The following is an 18,994-nucleotide window of genomic DNA, read 5'->3' as shown; positions in this document are numbered from 1 at the left end:
TCGCCAACGATACGCATGGGCAGCCGCCCCGATCACGCCACCACAATCAACCGCGCCCCCACAAACCTGGCAACCAGCCAAAAAAAACCACCCATCAAGGGTGGTTTTGGTTTGCGACCATCATGCTTATAACAAAGGCTTAACCTTTCAGCACGCCCGAAAGTAACTGCTTGGCGCTGTCGATCAGTTCGTCCAGGTGTTGGGGGCCTTTGAAGCTTTCGGCGTAGATTTTGTAGAGCGATTCCGTGCCGCTGGGGCGGGCGGCGAACCAGCCGTTGTCGGTGGTGACTTTCAAGCCGCCAATGGCAGCCTGGTTACCAGGGGCCTTGACCAGTACAGCGGTGATGGGGTCGCCCACCAGGGTGGTGTCGGTAACGCTGGCGGCGGTGAGCTGCTTGAAGGCGTCCTTCTCTTCCACGCTGCACGGCGTGTCCACACGCTTGTAGCAAGGCTCGCCAAAGCGCTGGGTCAGCGTCTGGTAATACTCGCTGGGCGTTTTGCCGGTCACGGCCAGAATCTCGGCGGCCAGCAGGCACAGGGCAATGCCGTCCTTGTCGGTAGACCACGCCTTGCCGTCGCGAGTCAGCAGGCTGGCCCCGGCGCTCTCTTCGCCACCAAAGGCCAACCAACCATCGGAGAGGCCATCCACGAACCATTTGAAGCCCACCGGCACCTCGTGCAGCTCCCGCTCATGGGAAGCCACCACCCGGTCGATCATGGAAGACGACACCAGCGTCTTGCCAATGCGCAGCTCCTGGCTCCACTCGGGGCGGTGGCTCATCAAATAATCCACACACACCGCCAGGAAGTGGTTGGGATTCATCAACCCATTGGCATCCACGATACCGTGGCGGTCGGCATCCGGGTCGTTGCCGAAGGCGAGATCGAAGCGATCCTTGATGTCGAGCAGGTTGGCCATGGCCGCCGCGCTGGAGCAGTCCATGCGAATCTTGCCGTCGTGGTCCGGCGGCATGAACGCAAACCGGCTATCAATGGTGGTATTCACCACCTCCAGATTCAGCCCGTAATGTTCGGCCACCGCCTGCCACACCGGCAGCGCCGTACCGCCCATGGGGTCGGCCCCCAGGGTCAGGTTGGCCTTCTGGATGGCATCCATGTCCACCACGCGGCCCAGCTGGGCCACGTAATGAGCAGTGAAATCGTACTCCTGCACCTGGGCCAGCGCCTCTTCCAACGACACCAGCGTAATATCGCTCAACTGGCGCAGCAGGTAGGCATTGGCGCGCAGTTCGATCCAGCGGGTCGCTTCGGTATCGGCGGGACCACCGTGGTACAGGTTGTACTTGATGCCGCCATCTTCCGGCGGATTGTGCGAAGGCGTGATGATCAAACCATCGGCCTTGGCAGCCGGGTCACCCAGCGGGTGCTGAGTGTTGTAATGGATGATGGCCTGGCTGACCAGCGGGGTTGCCGTATAACCATGCCCCTTCTCAACCAACACCGGCACCTGGTTGGCCACCAGCACACGCAGCGCACACTCCCAGGCGGGGCGTGAAAGCGCATGGGTATCCAAGCCTAGAAACAGCGGGCCTTGGTAGTCTTCTTCTTGGCGGTAATCCACTACCGCCTGGGTGATGGCAATAATGTGCGCTTCGTTGAACGTGCGCTCGGTAGCGCGGCCACGGTGGCCTGACGTGCCAAAGGCGATGCGTTCCTTCACGACACTGGCATTCGGCGTTTGCTCATGAAATGCCTGGATAATGGCGTCCATCTGCTTCTCCCTTGCGTGAATCGCCACTCCTGTTGTGCGTTATCCAACGCGCACCTTTCAACATGACGACATGACTCATGAATAAAAACAATTCAGGACTAACCCACACTTAACGCAGCGTAGCCCAATAATAACTCAAGGCCGCCAGGGTAAAACCGTCTTCCAGTTTGCCCTGCGCCATTTGTAGCGGCAATAATGCCAGCGGCACTTTCACGATGTGTTCGGCTTCATCGTCGCGGTTACCCGCCACCGCCTCGGGCGGCAACGCCACCACATAAAGGTCGATACACGAAGAAAGAATGGCCGTATTAGGGCGCATTCTGCCCAACCAGCTCAAGTGTGCCGCATCGGCCACCAGCCCGGTTTCTTCACGTAGTTCTCGCAGCGCACACGCCGCCGAAGTTTCATTAACTTCACCATAACCACGGGGGATTTCCCAGGTCGTTTGACCGCCCTGCGCGGTACGGCACATTTCAAGCAACCAGACCTCATCGCCCACGATGGGCAATACCGCCGCGCCATTCCCCGAGCGGGGCTCGTCCACGTAGAAAAAGTCGCCGTTGCGCACCACCCGAAACCAAGGGTTCTGATACTCGATCATCGCTTCAGTTCCACCCCCATCACAAGTCATAGCCTGTTTTCAGGGCTGCCAGCGTCTCACGACGGCTGCCGATGGCAATACCGCTTTCCAGCAACCAGGGTGGAAAGCGTGAAAGCCCGGCAATGCGGTCCATCACGAAGGCTTCGCCTGGGGCCACGAACAGGCCATTGTAACAGGCATCCACCACCTCCAGCCGAAACTGGTCGCGCTGGGTAGCCGGCACCGCCAAGGTGCCCAGTGCCATGTACCAATCGGAGCGCGAACCCAGCGGCAAACCGCCTTGCTCGGCCAATGCCAGGGTATGTAGATGCACATGGCGCTGGCGTTCCGCTGCCGCTAACGCGGAAGGCGACTTCAAACGTGAATGGATATGTTCCGTTAACGCGCCGGGCTGCTTCGGTAATGCCACCACGGCGGGCTGATAACTGCTCAGTGTTTCATCGGCCTTTTTCAGGGCCTTCATCATATGATTCCACTGTTCAGAAGTTAAGTCTTTTTTGGCTACGCCGCCTAACTGAGAAACCACATAGTTGTCATCCAGTGCCGTAAAGTACTCCGCCAATGAAAGCTCACTGCCCAGATTAAACCCTCTAATCACCAACTTGCTTTCATTGTGCCGATCACTCTTGAACCAACGCTGTACAGCATCAGAAGAAAGTAACGAAATAATCGAGGGGTTATCCATCAATAAATTGGGCGACAACACCACTCCATCGGCAAACAATACCCCCGCCATGAAACGTGCCCGCACTTCCTGTTCACTCAAGCGGCGCACGGAATCGCAATTTGCCAAGAAAAGTTTTTCTTTTAATATCATTGACGTTTGCTCAGGCCATAAAAAAGCCAGCCCTGCGGCTGGCTTTGTGAAACGTAACACTTATCGCAGAACTAGCCCAGACGGTTGGCATCCTGCAATTTCAGTACGCCGCTCAACACACCATCTTCGTTCACCACAAGCAAAGAGGTAATGTTGGATTTCAACATGATGTTCTCGGCATCCGCGAACATTTCCGTCTCATTGACGGTCAGCGGTGTTTGCGTCATCACGTTGGCCGCCGTCATGCCATCGAAGCTATCGTGGTTGAACAATGCACGGCGCAAGTCACCATCGGTAATCACGCCTTTGATGGTGCCGTTATCGACCACCACGGCAATGCCCAGCCCCACCTGGGTAATGGTCATGATGACTTCTTTCATGTTGTCCTGCGAGGCACAAATGGGCAGCTCGGTGTGCATCACGTCCTTGACGCGAGTCAGCAAACGCTTGCCCAGGCTCCCGCCCGGATGGAAGACCGCGAAGTCATGGGGTTGGAAGTCACGACGTTCGATCAACGCCACCGCCAGGGCATCGCCCATGGCGAGTGTCACGGTAGTAGACGTGGTAGGCGCCAGATTGTTGGGGCACGCTTCGCGCTCTACCGACACATCCAATACCAGATCACAATTGCGGCCAAGGGTCGAATCCGGGTTACCGACCATCGCGATGGTTTTCACCCCGAAATGGCGCATAGAAGGAATCAAGCGAATGACCTCCTCCGTTTCACCACTGTAAGAGATCAACACCACCACATCGTCGGCAGTGAACATGCCCAGATCGCCATGATAGGCTTCCGCAGGATGCACGGAAAAACTGGGCGTGCCCGTTGATGCCAGCGTGGCCGCAATCTTGTTGCCAATGATGCCCGATTTGCCCATCCCGGAGATGATGACGCGCCCCGGCGTTTCGAGGATCATATTGACAGCTTGGTCGAAAGCACCATTGAGTCGGGCAGCCGCCGCTTCCAATGCACGAGCCTGTACTTCAAAGACTTCTTTACCGACACTGATACTCGACATTTGATTACTATCCTTTTCTATCACGTTGCTCTACCACTCATTGGGCGGCTCCACCGGATACCGAATGGAAGCCCTTCGCTGAATTGAACACATCTGCCCTTCCATGGGCGGTAAGAATGGCATCCGCCAGTTCTCGCACGGCCCCCTGGCCACCCGCTAAGGCCAACACACCGCTTGCGTGCTGCTTCACATAGCTGGGTGCATCCGCTACGGCATAAGAGAGCCCGCACGCCGCAAAGGCAGGAAGATCGATCGAGTCATCCCCGATACAGGCCGTTTGATCCGCCGTCACACCTGCTTGTTCCATCAACGCCAAACATGCCGCGTACTTGTCCTTTACACCAAAGGCGTGCAGGCCAATTCCCAGGTCGGCTACCCGCTTGCGCAGCGTGGGCGAATCTCGGCCAGAAAGCACGGCCACACGAATGCCGCACTCTTCCAGCAACCGCATGCCCAGACCATCACGCACATGGAAGCGCTTCAAGCATTCGCCCGTAGCATCGTAGTAAATGCCGCCATCGGTCAGCACACCGTCTACATCGGTAATCAGCAGCTTGACCTGAGCCAGCGGCGACACCGGTGCATAGGGCTTGCCTTCCAGGATCGCCCGCACTTTCTCCAAGCATTCGGGGGTATCCACCCCTGGCCCCGTCGGTTCGACCTCAAAGGCACGAATGCACAGGCCCGCTGCCAACAACCGAAGCTGCTCGAGCTGTTCGGTTTGCTCCAATGCCGAGGCAGGCAATTGGGCATACTGCTCCAGAATGCGCTTACGGTAGGCATACACGCCCACATGCTTTTTAAAGCCAGGGTGCTTATCGCCCTCACGGGGGTAAGGAATGGGCGAACGGCTGAAGTAAAGCGCATTACCCGCCTGCCCCAGCACCACTTTCACGGTGTTGGGGTTTTGGGCTTCTTCATCTTCGATGGCGTGGTAAAGCGTACCCACATCCACGGTGGGGTCGGCCAGCATGCCTTGGGCAAGCTGCTCTACATCACTCGGGCGAACCAGCGGTTCGTCACCTTGCAGGTTGATGTAGATATCAGCCTCTACCTGGCCCATCACTTCCACCAGGCGGTCGGTGCCGGAAGGATGATGCTTCGAAGTCAGCACCGCCTTGCCGCCAAAAGCATTCACGGCATCGACAATGCGCTGGTCATCCGTCGCCACGACCACGGTATGCGCAGAAGGCACCTGCTGTGCCTTCTCGAACACCCATTGCACCATGGGCTTGCCCAGCAAATCAGCCAACGGCTTACCCGGCAAACGGCTAGAACCAAAGCGCGCAGGAATGACCAGCGCCACACGATTAGCGGTAGACACAGCCGACTCCTTAATCAATTTCCAGCGCAGGCATGGCCTTCACGGCATCGTCGATGGCCTTGATCTGGGTGAGGACCGGCTCCAGCAAATGCAGCGGTAAAGCGCTGGGGCCATCGCACTTGGCGTTGGCCGGGTCGGGGTGGGCTTCCAGGAACAAACCGCCAATACCCACGGCCATGCCCGCACGGGCCAGTTCCAGGGCCTGCTTGCGGCGGCCACCGGAAGCGGCACCCAGCGGGTCACGCTGCTGCAGCGCGTGGGTCACATCGAAGATGATGGGCAGGTTGCCACAGGTGTTTTTCATCACCCCAAAGCCGAGCATATCCACCACCAGGTTATCGTAACCAAAGCTGGTGCCCCGGTCGCAGAGCATCAACTGGTCGTTGCCTGCTTCCTTGAACTTCTCGACGATGTTGACCATTTGCCCTGGGCTCAAGAACTGGGGTTTCTTGATGTTGATAGGCTTGCCCGTTTTGGCCAGTGCCATGACCAGATCCGTTTGGCGAGCCAAGAAGGCGGGCAGCTGGAGGATATCGACCACCTCCGCCACGGGAGCGGCTTGCCAAGGCTCGTGTACATCGGTAATCACGGGCACACCGAACGCTTTTTTCACGTCTTCGAAAATGCGCATGCCCTCTTCCAGGCCGGGGCCACGGTAAGAGTGGATGGAAGAACGGTTGGCCTTGTCAAAGCTGGCCTTGAACACGTAAGGGATACCCAACTTGCCACAGACTTCCACGTATTTTTCACAGGCCGTCATGGCAAGGTCACGGGACTCTAGCACGTTGATACCCGCCAGCAGGGTAAATGCCTTGTCGTTCGCGATAGAGATATTGTAGCCGTTCAAATTCATGGTCATCATTCCGTCTTTGATGGTGGTTCTTTCCAATGTTCAAGCTGTGCCTGGGTGAACTTGGGCTTACGGCCCCTGTTCCAGGTCACCCCATGCCTGACAATTTTTGCAGGAGTCCCTGCGATTAGCACATTTTCCTCGGTAAATTTCTTATTTACGAAAGAATATGCACCTACGATGGAATCATTGGGGATTTGTGAGCCTTTGCTAATTAAGCTGCCAACGCCAACCCACACATGATTACCAATTTTTACAGAGGTGGGCTTGTTAATACGTTGGCGTGTTTTAACATCTACTACTGAGTGGGCATCAGTGGTACGTATCTCTATATCGCGTGAGAACATGCACCATTCACCTATTTCAACATTACAACTTTCTTGGCAAAGTATGTAAACAGATTGAAACGTAGTATTCTTTCCTATCTTAACACTTTGACCATCCCCTTTAACCAACAATCGACCACGCACAACAGCATTATCATCAACCTGAATTGCGTTATTATCCCCTTGAACAGTAATATCTGCATGAAACTTAACGTGATCAGAAATAAAAATTGAGTTTCCCATACCTTTAACAGTAACTTTTCCTCTGCACTGATCATCTGAGAGATTAACATAATTATTATCTACATCGATGAAAGTTTTAAAGCCACTTTCAGATCGCCTATTAACCGATCTATCACTAGCAACAGAACTGACAATCACTGAACTCTTATTCGAACTAAAGAAACGAGAAATAAAAAAATCATAGAGACCCATTTTAGCTCCATGAGGAATGACCAATTTTAGCCAAATCCTTCAAGTCCTTTTCACGCTGAGAATAAGCTTTACGTTTTCTAACCACTTCAAGGTTAGCAAACTTAAAACCACGAATATAGACATGACATGAACGGTCAAAAATCAATTGATCGTCTGACATAAAATTAACAACATCTTTTGAATAGCCTTTTCGTACAACATCAATATTTTTTGTAATAGCCTTAGGCCCGTCTTCAAAGAAAGTATCTCGCACTTTCTTTGAAACACAAACATCTAAATCATCAGCATTACGAATACCATAAGCATTAAGAACAGCACCACCGACAGCACAAATCTCAGCATGAGGAACATTCATTGATGAGAAAAAAACCTTAGCCTCTTTAATCCACTCGCACAAATGATAACTTAATCCTTCGCTTCTCGAATTAATTAGCTCCAATGTCTGTTTGTGTAAAAAAATAGAGGCTAAATGACTTGTTTCTTCAAAACTATCGGAAGCATGAATAGTTGAGAAAACATCTTTTGGAACCAAGTGCTCATACTTATCTCTGAGCTTATCCTTGACCGCCAACAGTTTGTCACTAGTATCTTCAACAAACAAAACCTTTATTTTATTATTAAAAGAGGACAAAAAGGAAATTTTTTTAATTATACTCGGCATAAACTCAGCCACAGAATCTAAACTATAGATATCTTTAACTATTTCAGAAAAACCAACATCAGAAAAGCTATGCTCTATAGAGGTAACAATATTCACGTCTTCACTTATATCGTTAATTATTTCAGACCACACTTTTTCAACCGCTGGCCATAAAACAACAATTCTAGCTTTCCTATTGTATCGAACCCAACATAAAAGGAGCTCATTTAGCTCATCACGATTAAACCCTTTATCAACAAACCAATTAAAGTCCCAGTTTATACCAACGTCTCTAGACAGATATACAAAGCTAATATTTTTAATATCAAAATATAGCGACACCGCTAAGCGATGAGCACCGTTTAACAATTCATCATTTTTTGCCAATGGGATAGGGAAGCAAAAATCAAAACCATTAGCTTGAAAAGAGCGAATTAATGACTTAAATTCAAGAATATATTTTTGCAAATTTGTCTTAACGTTGCTAAATGGTTCAACACCTTTGGTCCTTAAATAAATATGTCTCAAATACAAAGCCTCAAGATCTATACTTGAGTTAACATGCTTTTTAAAAAAAGACTCAATATAAAGAATTTTAAAATATATATCAAATCGATTTGGGCCTATCAGGTCTGAAACTAATGCTTCACCAGCTAAATCATTATCAACGAGATACGTAAACACGGAGCTGGGAACTTTGGCACATCCCTTTTGAATAGCTGCTTGATAAAAGTGAACAGCTTCTGACTTTCCAAGCCTACGTTTGCAATCACCCATTATAATTAAAATCTCGTAATTCGTGGAATCTTGCGCATATGAAATATTTGCTATTTCAATACACCTCTCGTAATCACATCTTTTGTAAAGCAAAAAAGCCAAATCTTTATAAAGTGAATCTTTTTGTTCGCCTAAATTAATAGCATCATAAAAATACAGTATTGCATGATCATAACATGCAATCTCTTTGTAGCATTTAGCAATAGAAAAACTCCAAAATGCTTTTTGGGTTTTTTTTTCGCCCTTATAAGCTAAAGCCTTCCGAAAATTCAATATTGCATCATGATGTTTTTTTAAAGCTTTTAAACAAAAAGCTTTTTGTGCATAAATGTCAGCTGCGCCAGGTACAGCATCTGTCACCTCACAGTCTACTGCCTTAAGGGCTTGTCGAGCATCGCCTTGTCTCAAAAAGCACTTAGAAAGTTTAACATGGCCAGGTAAGTATGCAGGAAAAGATGCAACCAAACGAGCAAAGATACTCAACGCACTGTCAATATCATTAATAGCAAAAAAACAATTACCTACTCGGTAAAGTGTTCTTTTCTTTAAGGCATTTAGTTTTAAAAGCTTACCATAAGCAATCGAAGCCTCATTGAACAAATGCATACTGTAAAAAGCATCTGCGAATGACTCATGAAGTTTAGTATCATCACAGCTGGAATAGCGATGATACAACAACCTCAAACCATCCTCATCATTATTAGCCAAACAAGTCTCTATAGGATTATTTATTTTTTTCAAAACAATCCCCTTATAAACTATAAATTTCTTGTTCCATACGTATAAGCAAGGCTTGACACACTAACATGCCCGCAATAATAAACAAGGTAAATCTCTACCGATCCTTAACAACATCCCAACTAGTAAAGCATGCTATATAAAAACTTATACTTTAACCAAGTCAGAAAGCTGCTTCACGTTAAAATCAAAGCGGGTGCTAAAATCTTCAGCTTGACTCCACTCAGACCAACCAGAAACATACGCAAAATCTAAATCAAATTTTTTAGCTACGATAAAGTCGTATTTACTGTCGCCTATAAAAAGAACGGACTTAGAACTTTTGATACCGCCTAACTGTTTATCTAAAATGGCCTCTTTAGTATCTGGACTACCAAAAATACCACCATCAAAAAAGTAGGAAATATTCCTAGCCTGAAATACTTTACGTAATTCACTTTGGTCGCCACCAGATGCGACGAACCAACTTGCTGCTGATGTTTTTTCACGCAAGAGCTTAAGATCGTTGGCTATTTCACAAGCCATTAAACCATTATAAACTTCCGTGGCGTAACAGTTGAGTAAGGCTTCATGAGCAGCTACGCTTTTGGCATTGCCAACGATACTATCTAAAAAGAATGAAAACTTTTTATATCTTGAGACCCCGCCATTTTGAACATGGTGCTCAACTAACTTCCTTGCGGCAGCCTCGCCATAAGGCAAGGCTGTTTTATAAAAGGCATCTGTTTTAACTTTGTTGGAATTTAAGATAACGCCATCACAGTCAAAGATAATTACTTCATAGTCAGCAATTGATTTTTTCATTTAACACCTAATGAACGCATTGCTGCTTCTATCTTGGGCACATCTGAAGGGATATCAACCGCAAGGCTACCGGGTTTTGTCTCCACAAGACGTATTGTTTTATTCATTTCAAGGAAGCGTAAAATTTCAATATCTTCACTATACTCAAGCTCACTTTTACGTCCAAAACCACGAAACGAAATCAACTCATCTTTAGTAAATGCATAAATGCAGACTTGTTTTTTATAACGCACTGGAGCGCACTTTTCATCTTTATAGCCTGGCAAAGCTACACGTGACATATAAACAAGCCTATTGTCCTCTGTAGAAATAACTTTAGGTATGTTAACGCTTTGGGGATCTTCATTACTGGAAACCCAGCTAAACCCATTGACCACATCCTGCATATTTTCAATCTTGGCATCTCGGATTTTAAGTATATCCGCAGGATCTACTAATGGTTCGTCGCCTTGAACATTTATATAAATATCGGCATCAATTTTTAATGCTGCTTGAGCAAGCCTATCTGTACCTGTCAAAGCATCATCTGTCGTTAAAACAGACTGAAAACCTGCCTGTTTTACAACATTTGCAATGCGTTCATCTTCAGTTGCAACATATACATTCTCACGGCCAATGGCCCGTGCAGACAACTCTGCTACCCAAATAACCATTGGCTTACCTAATAACTCAACCAATGGCTTTCCTGGGTAACGGCTAGAACCATAGCGAGCAGGAATTAACACTACACTTCTCATAAACTATACCTTTAAAGTGCGTAAACAGATTCAGCATGGAGGCCATAACGAGTTGGGGTTATCGATATCAGGTCAACTGCTTTTTCATTATTTAAGTACAATTCAAAAAGCTGATGCATTTCTTGACTACGTGGGTCATCGGCACCATAACCATCAAATCCAGCCATAATTATTTTTTTTACTTCTCCACTAGTAAGCACAGCTAGTGCGTAAGCCACCACCAAAGAGGTTGGCACAGTACAGGAGTGTGGCTCAAATGTGAAAGTTTCTGATTCTACTTTTAACCCATAATCAAGCACTTCTTTTTTGTTTAAAGCGATTTGCACGTCGTCAGGCAGCATCGAAAAAGGAGTAATCAAAGGTTGTGGCAGCCGAGTGTGAGTCTCGCAATCAGCCAACAACCGTACCGGATGGCACGCTACGCGAAAATCAATATATTTTGCGTCAACAGCAGTTTGCGTGTTCAATGCAACTACTAATGGATTAGTCTGCTCAATGTAGCGCTCTAGGGCTTTACGGTGATTAGCAACACCCGGGCCTGTACCTAACAAAAGTACCTCTCGACCGCTAAATAAACTCTTAGGAGACCAATTACCTCTAGCTTCGCCACGGTAAAAATGTCGAGCAGCATCAAGCGTATTAAGACTAAATTTCTTGCCTCCCTCTACCTTCAAATGTTCGATTACAGCTAAAACGTCCTCTTCATTATAGCGAGCATCACTGAGCATCTCTTGGATATAGGTGGGATGAATACCGTACTTACCTGCTAAGTAATAATAAGGATTAGTGCCCCACCCATAGTGTGCTTGCATAGGCTTAAAGTGCTTACGAAGCAAGGCCATAAGTGGCACCATACTTGTTTTTTTATCACGACGCTCGGCTAACTCAATAGCGAGTTCTTCGGTCCGTGCATTACCAGGTCCACGGCCCATTCCTGTTACAGTGGCATCAACCCACGTTACACCCTCATCAATCGCACGCAATGTATTCGCAAGGGCCAAGCCCAAATTATCATGCGTATGAATACCCATAGGGCCAGACCATTCGGTCCGCATCCACTGTATAATTTGCGCAGCCTGATTTGGGCTCATACTACCCATACTATCGGCAAAATATAGCGAATCTAATGGGTATTTTTTAGCTTCACGAGCGAGTGCTTTTACTTCATCTTCTGTTCGATCTGCCACCTGCATTAAATTGAAGCCAACCTTAAAACCTCGCTCCTTTAGCCAAGTAACGGCCGGCAGCGATCCAGTAAATTCATGTACATGGCAAGCTATTCGAACTAGCTCTACTGGTGAGTTAGATGCATCGTTAGGAAATAAACGTTCAAGTACATCAACTTGAGGGATCTTACCTACCAACTCACTACCGTTAACCATTACGCCGACAGTAAGTCCAGACGGAATGATAAGACCATTCAAAAACTCATCAGTTGTAAAAGCACAAGGACCTTGAAAACCATGGTTCTTGAGTGAACGCAAGCCGAGTTCAACAATATCAACACCTGCTGATTGCATCGCATCTAAATATTCGCGTATGAGATCCTCAGAAAAATCCCATGCGTTATAGTAGCCACCATCACGAAGAGTACAATCAAGAAACTTAATGTCAGACATTCTAGGCTCCATACACGACTTTAGCAAATTGGGGTTTATTCTCTACTATCCATTTCAAACAATCTTCAATTGAACATTCGAGCTTAGTTTGAGGATGGAAATAGGTAGTGTAATATATGAACACTCCAGCAAACAAAGACTCAACTGTCAATTTTTTTCGAGGTGCTGTAACTTGGGTCATATCTTGAGTAAGCCCCCAACCTGCATAGAAAGGGACACCATAACATCTGACAGCTACTCCAGCCATCAAAGCTTCTAAGCCAACACCACTAGTCATTACGTAAACTTCATCAACCTGTTTTATCAGAGATAGAATATTACACTGTTCAGAAATAATGTGAACTTGTTTCAAAGAAGAGTATTTGTTAACGATTTTAATATTGCCCTCTTTTGCACCTGCTATGGTTTCAGGATGAAGTTTTATGTAAACATCGCTACCAGAAGCTACAGCATCCCTTACCATGTCTTCAAACTCAAATTGCTCACATTGCCCATAAATAATTGAATTATCATTTTTGGTCTGGTCAATAACCAAAATTCTGTTTGAGCCATTCCTTTCAGGCAATACGATATCAGGAGAATTATTATATTTTGTTATATTGCAAGAAACAATTAAGTCAATATTCCTCCTAGACCTATTTATAACATCTTCACTAGCAATATCAGTGTTAGTTAGAAGCAACTCCTGAATCTCAGAGCTTGTAGTTGTATCATAAAATATACCTTTACTGTCGAGCACTAGTGAAAAATTGAACATCTTTTCACTAGGAAGATGCATTGAAGAAATAAAGCCATATTCTGCTAACCTGAAGTCTTTGCCATAAATATTAGCCATTTCTTCAGCTCGTATCCCCGTACCTGATCGTCCAAATCCAATAAAACAAATATTATCAGATCGACGAATAGAGCTTAACATATTGCTTTTACAACCATTGGGCATACCATTTAGGTACGCAATGTGCTGTACTACCTCTTTTCCAGGTAAATATTCAACTTCTTTTTCAAATATTCTATAACCTTGCAAGCCTGGTGAAAAACTTATTACTCTATCGTAGCTTTTTATGCTTTTGCTAGACTCAGACAACTTTTTCAGATATGGATTAGAATTTAAATAATCATCATCAACTAAGCTGGCAAACACTTTTGCTTCTTTATCCCAGTGATGGCGCGCGCCAGCGGTAGCATTACTGTCTGCATAATGATAACTAGCAACAGGCTCGTCAGAAGAAAATGAGAATCCATGACATTGATCACGTTTTAAAGGACCTATTAATTTATACAGTGAATAGCAAATCATAAGACCAGAAGTAGGTGGCCCACCAAGTATATTTTGCAGCTCATAAAAATCATTTGGATTAAAAAATGAAACAGGCGTGCCTGTTGCAACATAATCCAATATACCAAACCAATCACCATATGGCCTATGCATTCGATTAGAGCCAGTAAAAACAACCAGCTTCAGTTCTTCATCTAAATCATTCTTAACGTATGGATGAAAAGGCATTCTTACCCATATATCAGTTTTACTTCCATAATCCAAATGATACGGATATGACGTATTGTATGAGTTAAATCTAATTACCAACTTGTGGCTATCAATCAGCTCACCTTTTTTCGTTCCAATTTCGTTTGGGGAATTTCCTACAACACAGACAGAACCATTTGCTTCCTTAACCAAACTTTCGAATTTATTTTTATTCGAAAGCAATTCTTTAAATAAATTATATTCATTATCGCTTATATTCACTTGATCTATTTTGTTAGCCATTGCGAAACGTAATGGCAAATATTTACTAGCATTCGCCTTAAGCGCCATCGCTTGCTTATAACAAAACAAAGCCTCACCCTTTTTACCCACTTCATTATTCATAGCTGCAAACAACAATAACAAACTACCATACTGTGGTTTTTTTTTATCTACAGCCGAACAAGTTTTCAAATAGCGTTTGAACTCTAACAGAGTGGATTCAGATAATGGGCGTCTCTCCCATTCGTAAGAGAAATAAGAATATGCAGCATGTGTTAGACCATTCGCTAGCGACATTGCCATTTTAAAGTCATAAGCGGTTTGGTCTCCAAAATCACCTATCTTAAGCCTACACTGTGCTCGCTTTAAGTATAGATCAGAAGAAGGCTTTTCTTCTATTAAATCTGAATAACACTCTAATGCTTCCTTATACATGCCTCTTTCATGACAAAAGAAAGCCCTTTTTCTCAGAGCTAACTTTTCCCTATAAAGCTTTTCTTGCATTGGATCAAGTAAGCTTAAATCTAAACCCTTTTTACTCCACTCCGCTGCTATATTTTTTTCCTTTGGTAAAGTTTCTTGTATAATTTTTTTCTTTGGTAAAGTTTCTTGTATATTTTTTTCCTTCGGTAAAGTTTCTTGGTTGTTTTTTACTTCCCTACTGTCAGATATCAACCCTACAACTTTCTGAAAGCTTAAGTTATTCCCATTGACAGGATTAAAATACTGTGGATATACAAAATAGGAAACAGCGAAAACTTCTTCTAATTTTAAATCACGCCTCCTTCGCGTATTAGGCTGCCTATCATCCGTTAACCCCCAACCAGAATAAAAAGGGCAACCTAATGTAGTGACTTTAATACCACGCAGCAGTGCTTCAAAACCGCCCAGCGATGTGATCGTATAAACATGATCGACCGTCTCGAAGGCATTCGCTAATGGCACGTCTTTTTTCAATACTAGTGCAATATTTTCAACATCAGCCGGATTTGATTGATACGGCCTATGCCCATTCATCACATCAGGGTGAGGCTTGTAGATGATCTGTGCGCCCGGGTTTTCTTCAACGGCCAAGCGTACTACATCGTTGTTGGTCAGCTTTTTCTCACAACCATATTGGATGGACGCATCATCTTCTACCTGACCAAGTACCAAAATACGGTTTTGGGTTTTAGGGCCGTATATCTTCTCAATATTTACTGTTTCACTATTATTGTATTTGCTCACCCCTGTTTCCAAGAGCAGCTTGATCCCTTCTTTTGCCTGAGCGATCAACTCCGGCTTGCTCGTAAAGTCAAAGCTATTCAGTAAATCTTCTAGTTCAGAAGGCCTTGTAGCATCAAAATAGGGTGTTTTGCTGTCCAGGCACAATGACATGGGTGGTGCTTTGGTAGCGCCCAGTTGTACAGAGCGCACAAAGCCGTCTTCAACAAACTTGGTCGGAATTTCTTCTTCTCTTAAAAACTCCAGAATATATTCAGGCGCTTTGAAACCCCAGATAAACACCTGACAGGAATCTTTTAGAGAAATAATTTGCTTGCGATACTGTGAATTGAACTGACTTTTTTTAATATCTTTTGGCAAGAAAATAAGGTCATATTCCGAGAAGTACATCCGAAGATATGTCTTCCAGGTACTGAATCCAACGACAAAAATCTTAGGTTTCCCCTTTTTTAATTTTTTGTTTTTCTGCGCATCTTCAAAAAACATGACGGGGTGTTTAAAAAACTTGGTCAACTTACTCACTGTTTCACCTATTAATCGAAATATGAATCACGAAGGGCTGCGTACTGGTCGCGCAGCTTTTGATATTCAGTTCTTGCCACTTCCATTTGTTTTTTGGCCGCTAGGACTTCTTGCTCGTTCGCACTTCCACTCTCTCCTTGAGTTTGATTATCGCCATCTTGCTCTGCCATGTTGTCATGATATGCCTTGATGGCATCGTCCACGCTGTCGTACCAGATAGCATCACCATTGTTTATCCATATTCCTGCATCGCATAATTCACGCAAAATGCCTTCACTGTGTGAAACGATAATAATGCTGGCCTTACCGACCTTCTCTTTAAATGCTGATGTGGCTTTCTTGCGGAAACGCAAGTCGCCTACGGATGTTGCTTCGTCTGATATATACACATCGAAATCAAAGGCAAGCGACAGACCAAAGGAAAGCCTTGAACGCATGCCTGATGAGTATGTGCGTACCGGTTCATCAAACGAACTGCCTATCTCCGCAAAGTCCTGTACGAACCGAATGACTCGCTGAACCTCTGCAACATCACTCCCTTGCGCCCTGGCCACGAATTTGACGTTCTGCCGCCCCGTCATGTTGTTCTGCATGCCGCCCGATAGCCCCACTGGCCATGAAACGCGGCTGTGACGAATAACTTCACCCCTTTCAGGTGTATCCATACCAGCGATCAGGCGCAACAGGGTCGATTTACCTGCGCCGTTGGGGCCAATCAACCCCACGCTCACGCCTTTGGGTATGATGAGGTTGATATCTTTCAGCACCCAATCGCTACCGTGGTGGTTGTGGTAACGCTTGTAGAGGTTTTTGATTTCGATCATTTGGTAGTGGTTGCCGATGGTGTTTCGATGCGGTGTGGTGGCGTTTCAGCATTCTGTTGCGTGAAGGGCCACCGCCGCGGGTAATTGCACGCTTTCGAGGTTGGCGGTGTTCGTAGCGCGGTGTAACCGGGGGGCACCCGCGAAGCAGCCCGTTAGGGGTGCCGATGAGGCCAATGAGCTTTGCTCGATCACCGTGGCTCAATCGGGGCGGCTGGCGCCGCCAACGCGGGTGCCTCTTTCGCTCGTGACCTCGCTCTTTCGTTACGCCGCGCTACGGGGTGATTGCCGCCATTCGAGGTGTTGCCGCGATGATCGTTATGCCGCGCTACGGGGCAGTGGTTCCATATAGGTAACAGGCATCGGGAAATTATGAGCCGTTAGTCATTACTTAGCTGCCAGCCGCATATGGATAATTTTTTGATAATAAGCGCTTAACTGTCTCTTTTTCTGCCTTAATGCATCGATTTCGGATCTCGTCAGCGGTTCTGAAGCCGACGAGATAACTTGATTCGTTGGCGGTGAGGGCTGAGATGTGTATTCCGAAGATATTTTTGATTTCATCAGAGAAACGCTCCTCCAATAGCTGAGTTTGGTTTCTTTTGGAAATGCATACACTCTATCCATTGCATTGTCTCAAAATGTGCAGCTGATCGATCTCCGTAACATACTTGGCCTGTTGATTAGCCATTATGAACCTTCACTTCTTTCCCTTTCCGAGCGTACATCGCTTCCAGCTCACCTTTGAGCACGCTGCGGGCGGTTTGTTCGCCGTGCACCAGGTGGATGGTGTGTGGCCAGCGGCGCATGCGTTTGACGAAGTTGAGCAGGTCTTTCTGGTCGGCGTGGGCGGAGTAGCCGCTGATGGAGGTCACGCCTGCTTTGATATCGTATCGCTGGCCGTCGATCTCGACCCAGCCGCCACGGGGGGCGTATTGCTTTATGGCGCGGCCTGGGGTGCCTGCGCCCTGGTAGCCGACGAATAGTACCTGGTGGCGTTCATCGCCTAGCATGGCTTTGAGGTAGTTCATGATGCGCCCGCCTGCGCACATGCCGCTGGCGGCGATGACCACCGCTGGGCGGCCGGTGTTGGCCAGGTAGCTGACCGTTTGCTCATGGGCTTCGTGGCTGTCTACGGTGTAGAGGTTGGCGAAGTTGAGCGGGTGGCGGCCACTGCGCAGGCGGCGCTGGGCTTCATTATCCCAATAGGGTTTCAGCTCTCGATAAACGCTGGTGAAGCGGGCGGCCAGCGGTGAATCAACGATGATTTCCAGCGTTTGCCATAGACTTCTGGGCAGCCCGCGTTTGGCGTTGCGTTCGGCTTCGTGAATGATGCCTTCCAGTTCGTAGAGCAGCTCCTGAGTACGGCCAATGCTGAAGGCGGGCACCATCACGGTACCGCCGTTGGTGAGCGCTTGCTCGATGGCCTGTTTCAGCGTGGCGCGGCGCTGGCGGCGGTCGGGATGTTGGCGGTCGCCGTAGGTACTTTCGAGTACTAATTGTTCACAGCCATAGGGCGATTGCGGGGCGGGCAGTAGCGGTGCGTAGGGAGCGCCCAGGTCGCCACTGAAGACGACCCGTTCCTTTTCGCCGCTGGGGTGCTGGTGAGCCACTTCCACGTAGCTGGAGCCCAGTATGTGCCCTGCCCGCTTGAGCTTCACGCGGGTGGTGATGTCGCCTTCTTCGGTTTTTTCAAACACGCTGTGCCATTTTCCATAGGGCACACTGATGAGCTGGGAAGCCAACTGCTGCTGGAAGCGCTCGATCAACTGGGTGTTACGGGTGAAACCGATTTTCAGGGCGTCTTCGATCACCAGCGGCAGCAGTTTGGCCGAGGGGATAGAGCAGATGATGGGCCCTTTGAACCCTGCCGCCAGTAGGTAGGGCAAGCGGCCTACATGGTCGATATGCACATGGGTGATGACCAGTGCCTTGACGGTGCTGATATCGAATTCGATCTGCAGCTGCTGGAAAGCATCTTCTTTTGCGTCTTCGCCTTGGAATAGCCCGCAGTCGATCAGCAGTGAGTGTTCGCTATCGAGGGTGAGCTGGTGGCAACTTCCGGTGACGCCTGTGGCACCGCCGTGGTGGGTGATGTTGAGCATTGAATTCCTTTTCGTGCTTGCTTTGGGCGGTAAGGCGTATGGAGCGTAGTGGCTTGATCGGGGCGGCTGGCGCCGCCTTCGCGGGTGCCTCTTTCGCTCGTTGCTCTCGCTCTTTCGTTACGCCGCGCTACGGGGTTGGTGCCGCCATTCGAGGTG

Annotated in this window: 14 protein-coding genes; all 14 read right to left on the bottom strand. The window is 47.5% G+C overall.

The window, feature by feature from the left end; translation table 11 throughout:
* Positions 1–139: 139 nt before the first annotated feature.
* Positions 140–1,732 carry a phosphoglucomutase (alpha-D-glucose-1,6-bisphosphate-dependent) gene (gene pgm, locus CWI66_RS11630; protein WP_100731753.1) on the bottom strand — a complete coding sequence of 531 codons (1,593 nt, stop codon included), beginning with the start codon at positions 1,730–1,732 and terminating at the stop codon, positions 140–142.
* 109 nt (positions 1,733–1,841) lie between these two features.
* Positions 1,842–2,333 (bottom strand): NUDIX hydrolase, encoded by a 492-nt coding sequence (locus CWI66_RS11625; protein ID WP_100731752.1) that lies wholly within the window; start codon positions 2,331–2,333, stop codon positions 1,842–1,844.
* Positions 2,334–2,352: 19 nt separating this feature from the next.
* A complete protein-coding gene (locus CWI66_RS11620) occupies positions 2,353–3,150 on the bottom strand; it encodes a hypothetical protein (protein WP_157808971.1) in 798 nt (265 codons plus the stop codon).
* A gap of 71 nt (positions 3,151–3,221) precedes the next feature.
* Positions 3,222–4,169, bottom strand: coding sequence for a KpsF/GutQ family sugar-phosphate isomerase (locus CWI66_RS11615; RefSeq protein WP_100731750.1), 948 nt, complete (start codon positions 4,167–4,169; stop codon positions 3,222–3,224).
* A gap of 37 nt (positions 4,170–4,206) precedes the next feature.
* A complete protein-coding gene (kdsB, locus tag CWI66_RS11610; protein ID WP_100731749.1) occupies positions 4,207–5,493 on the bottom strand; it encodes a 3-deoxy-manno-octulosonate cytidylyltransferase in 1,287 nt (428 codons plus the stop codon).
* A gap of 10 nt (positions 5,494–5,503) precedes the next feature.
* A complete protein-coding gene (gene kdsA, locus CWI66_RS11605; RefSeq protein WP_100731765.1) occupies positions 5,504–6,346 on the bottom strand; it encodes a 3-deoxy-8-phosphooctulonate synthase in 843 nt (280 codons plus the stop codon).
* A 5-nt stretch (positions 6,347–6,351) separates the two neighbouring features.
* Entirely contained in the window at positions 6,352–7,104 is a 753-nt protein-coding gene (locus tag CWI66_RS18040; RefSeq protein ID WP_157808970.1) for an acyltransferase, read from the bottom strand.
* Between the two features lies 1 nt (position 7,105).
* A complete protein-coding gene (locus CWI66_RS18035; RefSeq protein ID WP_232710876.1) occupies positions 7,106–9,262 on the bottom strand; it encodes a tetratricopeptide repeat protein in 2,157 nt (718 codons plus the stop codon).
* 144 nt (positions 9,263–9,406) lie between these two features.
* Complete coding sequence (locus CWI66_RS11595) at positions 9,407–10,063, bottom strand: HAD family hydrolase (protein WP_100731747.1); 657 nt, start codon at positions 10,061–10,063, stop codon at positions 9,407–9,409.
* Entirely contained in the window at positions 10,060–10,800 is a 741-nt protein-coding gene (locus CWI66_RS11590) for a 3-deoxy-manno-octulosonate cytidylyltransferase (protein WP_100731746.1), read from the bottom strand. The genes CWI66_RS11595 and CWI66_RS11590 overlap by 4 nt, the downstream gene beginning before the upstream one ends.
* 11 nt (positions 10,801–10,811) lie before the next feature.
* Positions 10,812–12,419: an aldolase catalytic domain-containing protein gene (locus CWI66_RS11585; protein ID WP_100731745.1), complete on the bottom strand. Its 1,608-nt coding sequence runs from the start codon at positions 12,417–12,419 to the stop codon at positions 10,812–10,814.
* A gap of 1 nt (position 12,420) precedes the next feature.
* Positions 12,421–15,912: a glycosyltransferase family 29 protein gene (locus CWI66_RS11580; RefSeq protein ID WP_100731744.1), complete on the bottom strand. Its 3,492-nt coding sequence runs from the start codon at positions 15,910–15,912 to the stop codon at positions 12,421–12,423.
* 11 nt (positions 15,913–15,923) lie between these two features.
* Complete coding sequence (locus tag CWI66_RS11575; RefSeq protein ID WP_100731743.1) at positions 15,924–16,736, bottom strand: ABC transporter ATP-binding protein; 813 nt, start codon at positions 16,734–16,736, stop codon at positions 15,924–15,926.
* A 680-nt stretch (positions 16,737–17,416) separates the two neighbouring features.
* Positions 17,417–18,838, bottom strand: coding sequence for an MBL fold metallo-hydrolase (locus CWI66_RS11570; protein ID WP_100731742.1), 1,422 nt, complete (start codon positions 18,836–18,838; stop codon positions 17,417–17,419).
* Between the last annotated feature and the right edge of the window lie 156 nt (positions 18,839–18,994).

Origin of the sequence: Halomonas sp. 141 (assembly GCF_002810305.1) — a bacterium.
Lineage (GTDB): Bacteria > Pseudomonadota > Gammaproteobacteria > Pseudomonadales > Halomonadaceae > Vreelandella > Vreelandella stevensii.
Note: the sequence above shows the minus strand (reverse complement) of the source record. Positions and strands in the feature narration are given on the sequence as shown.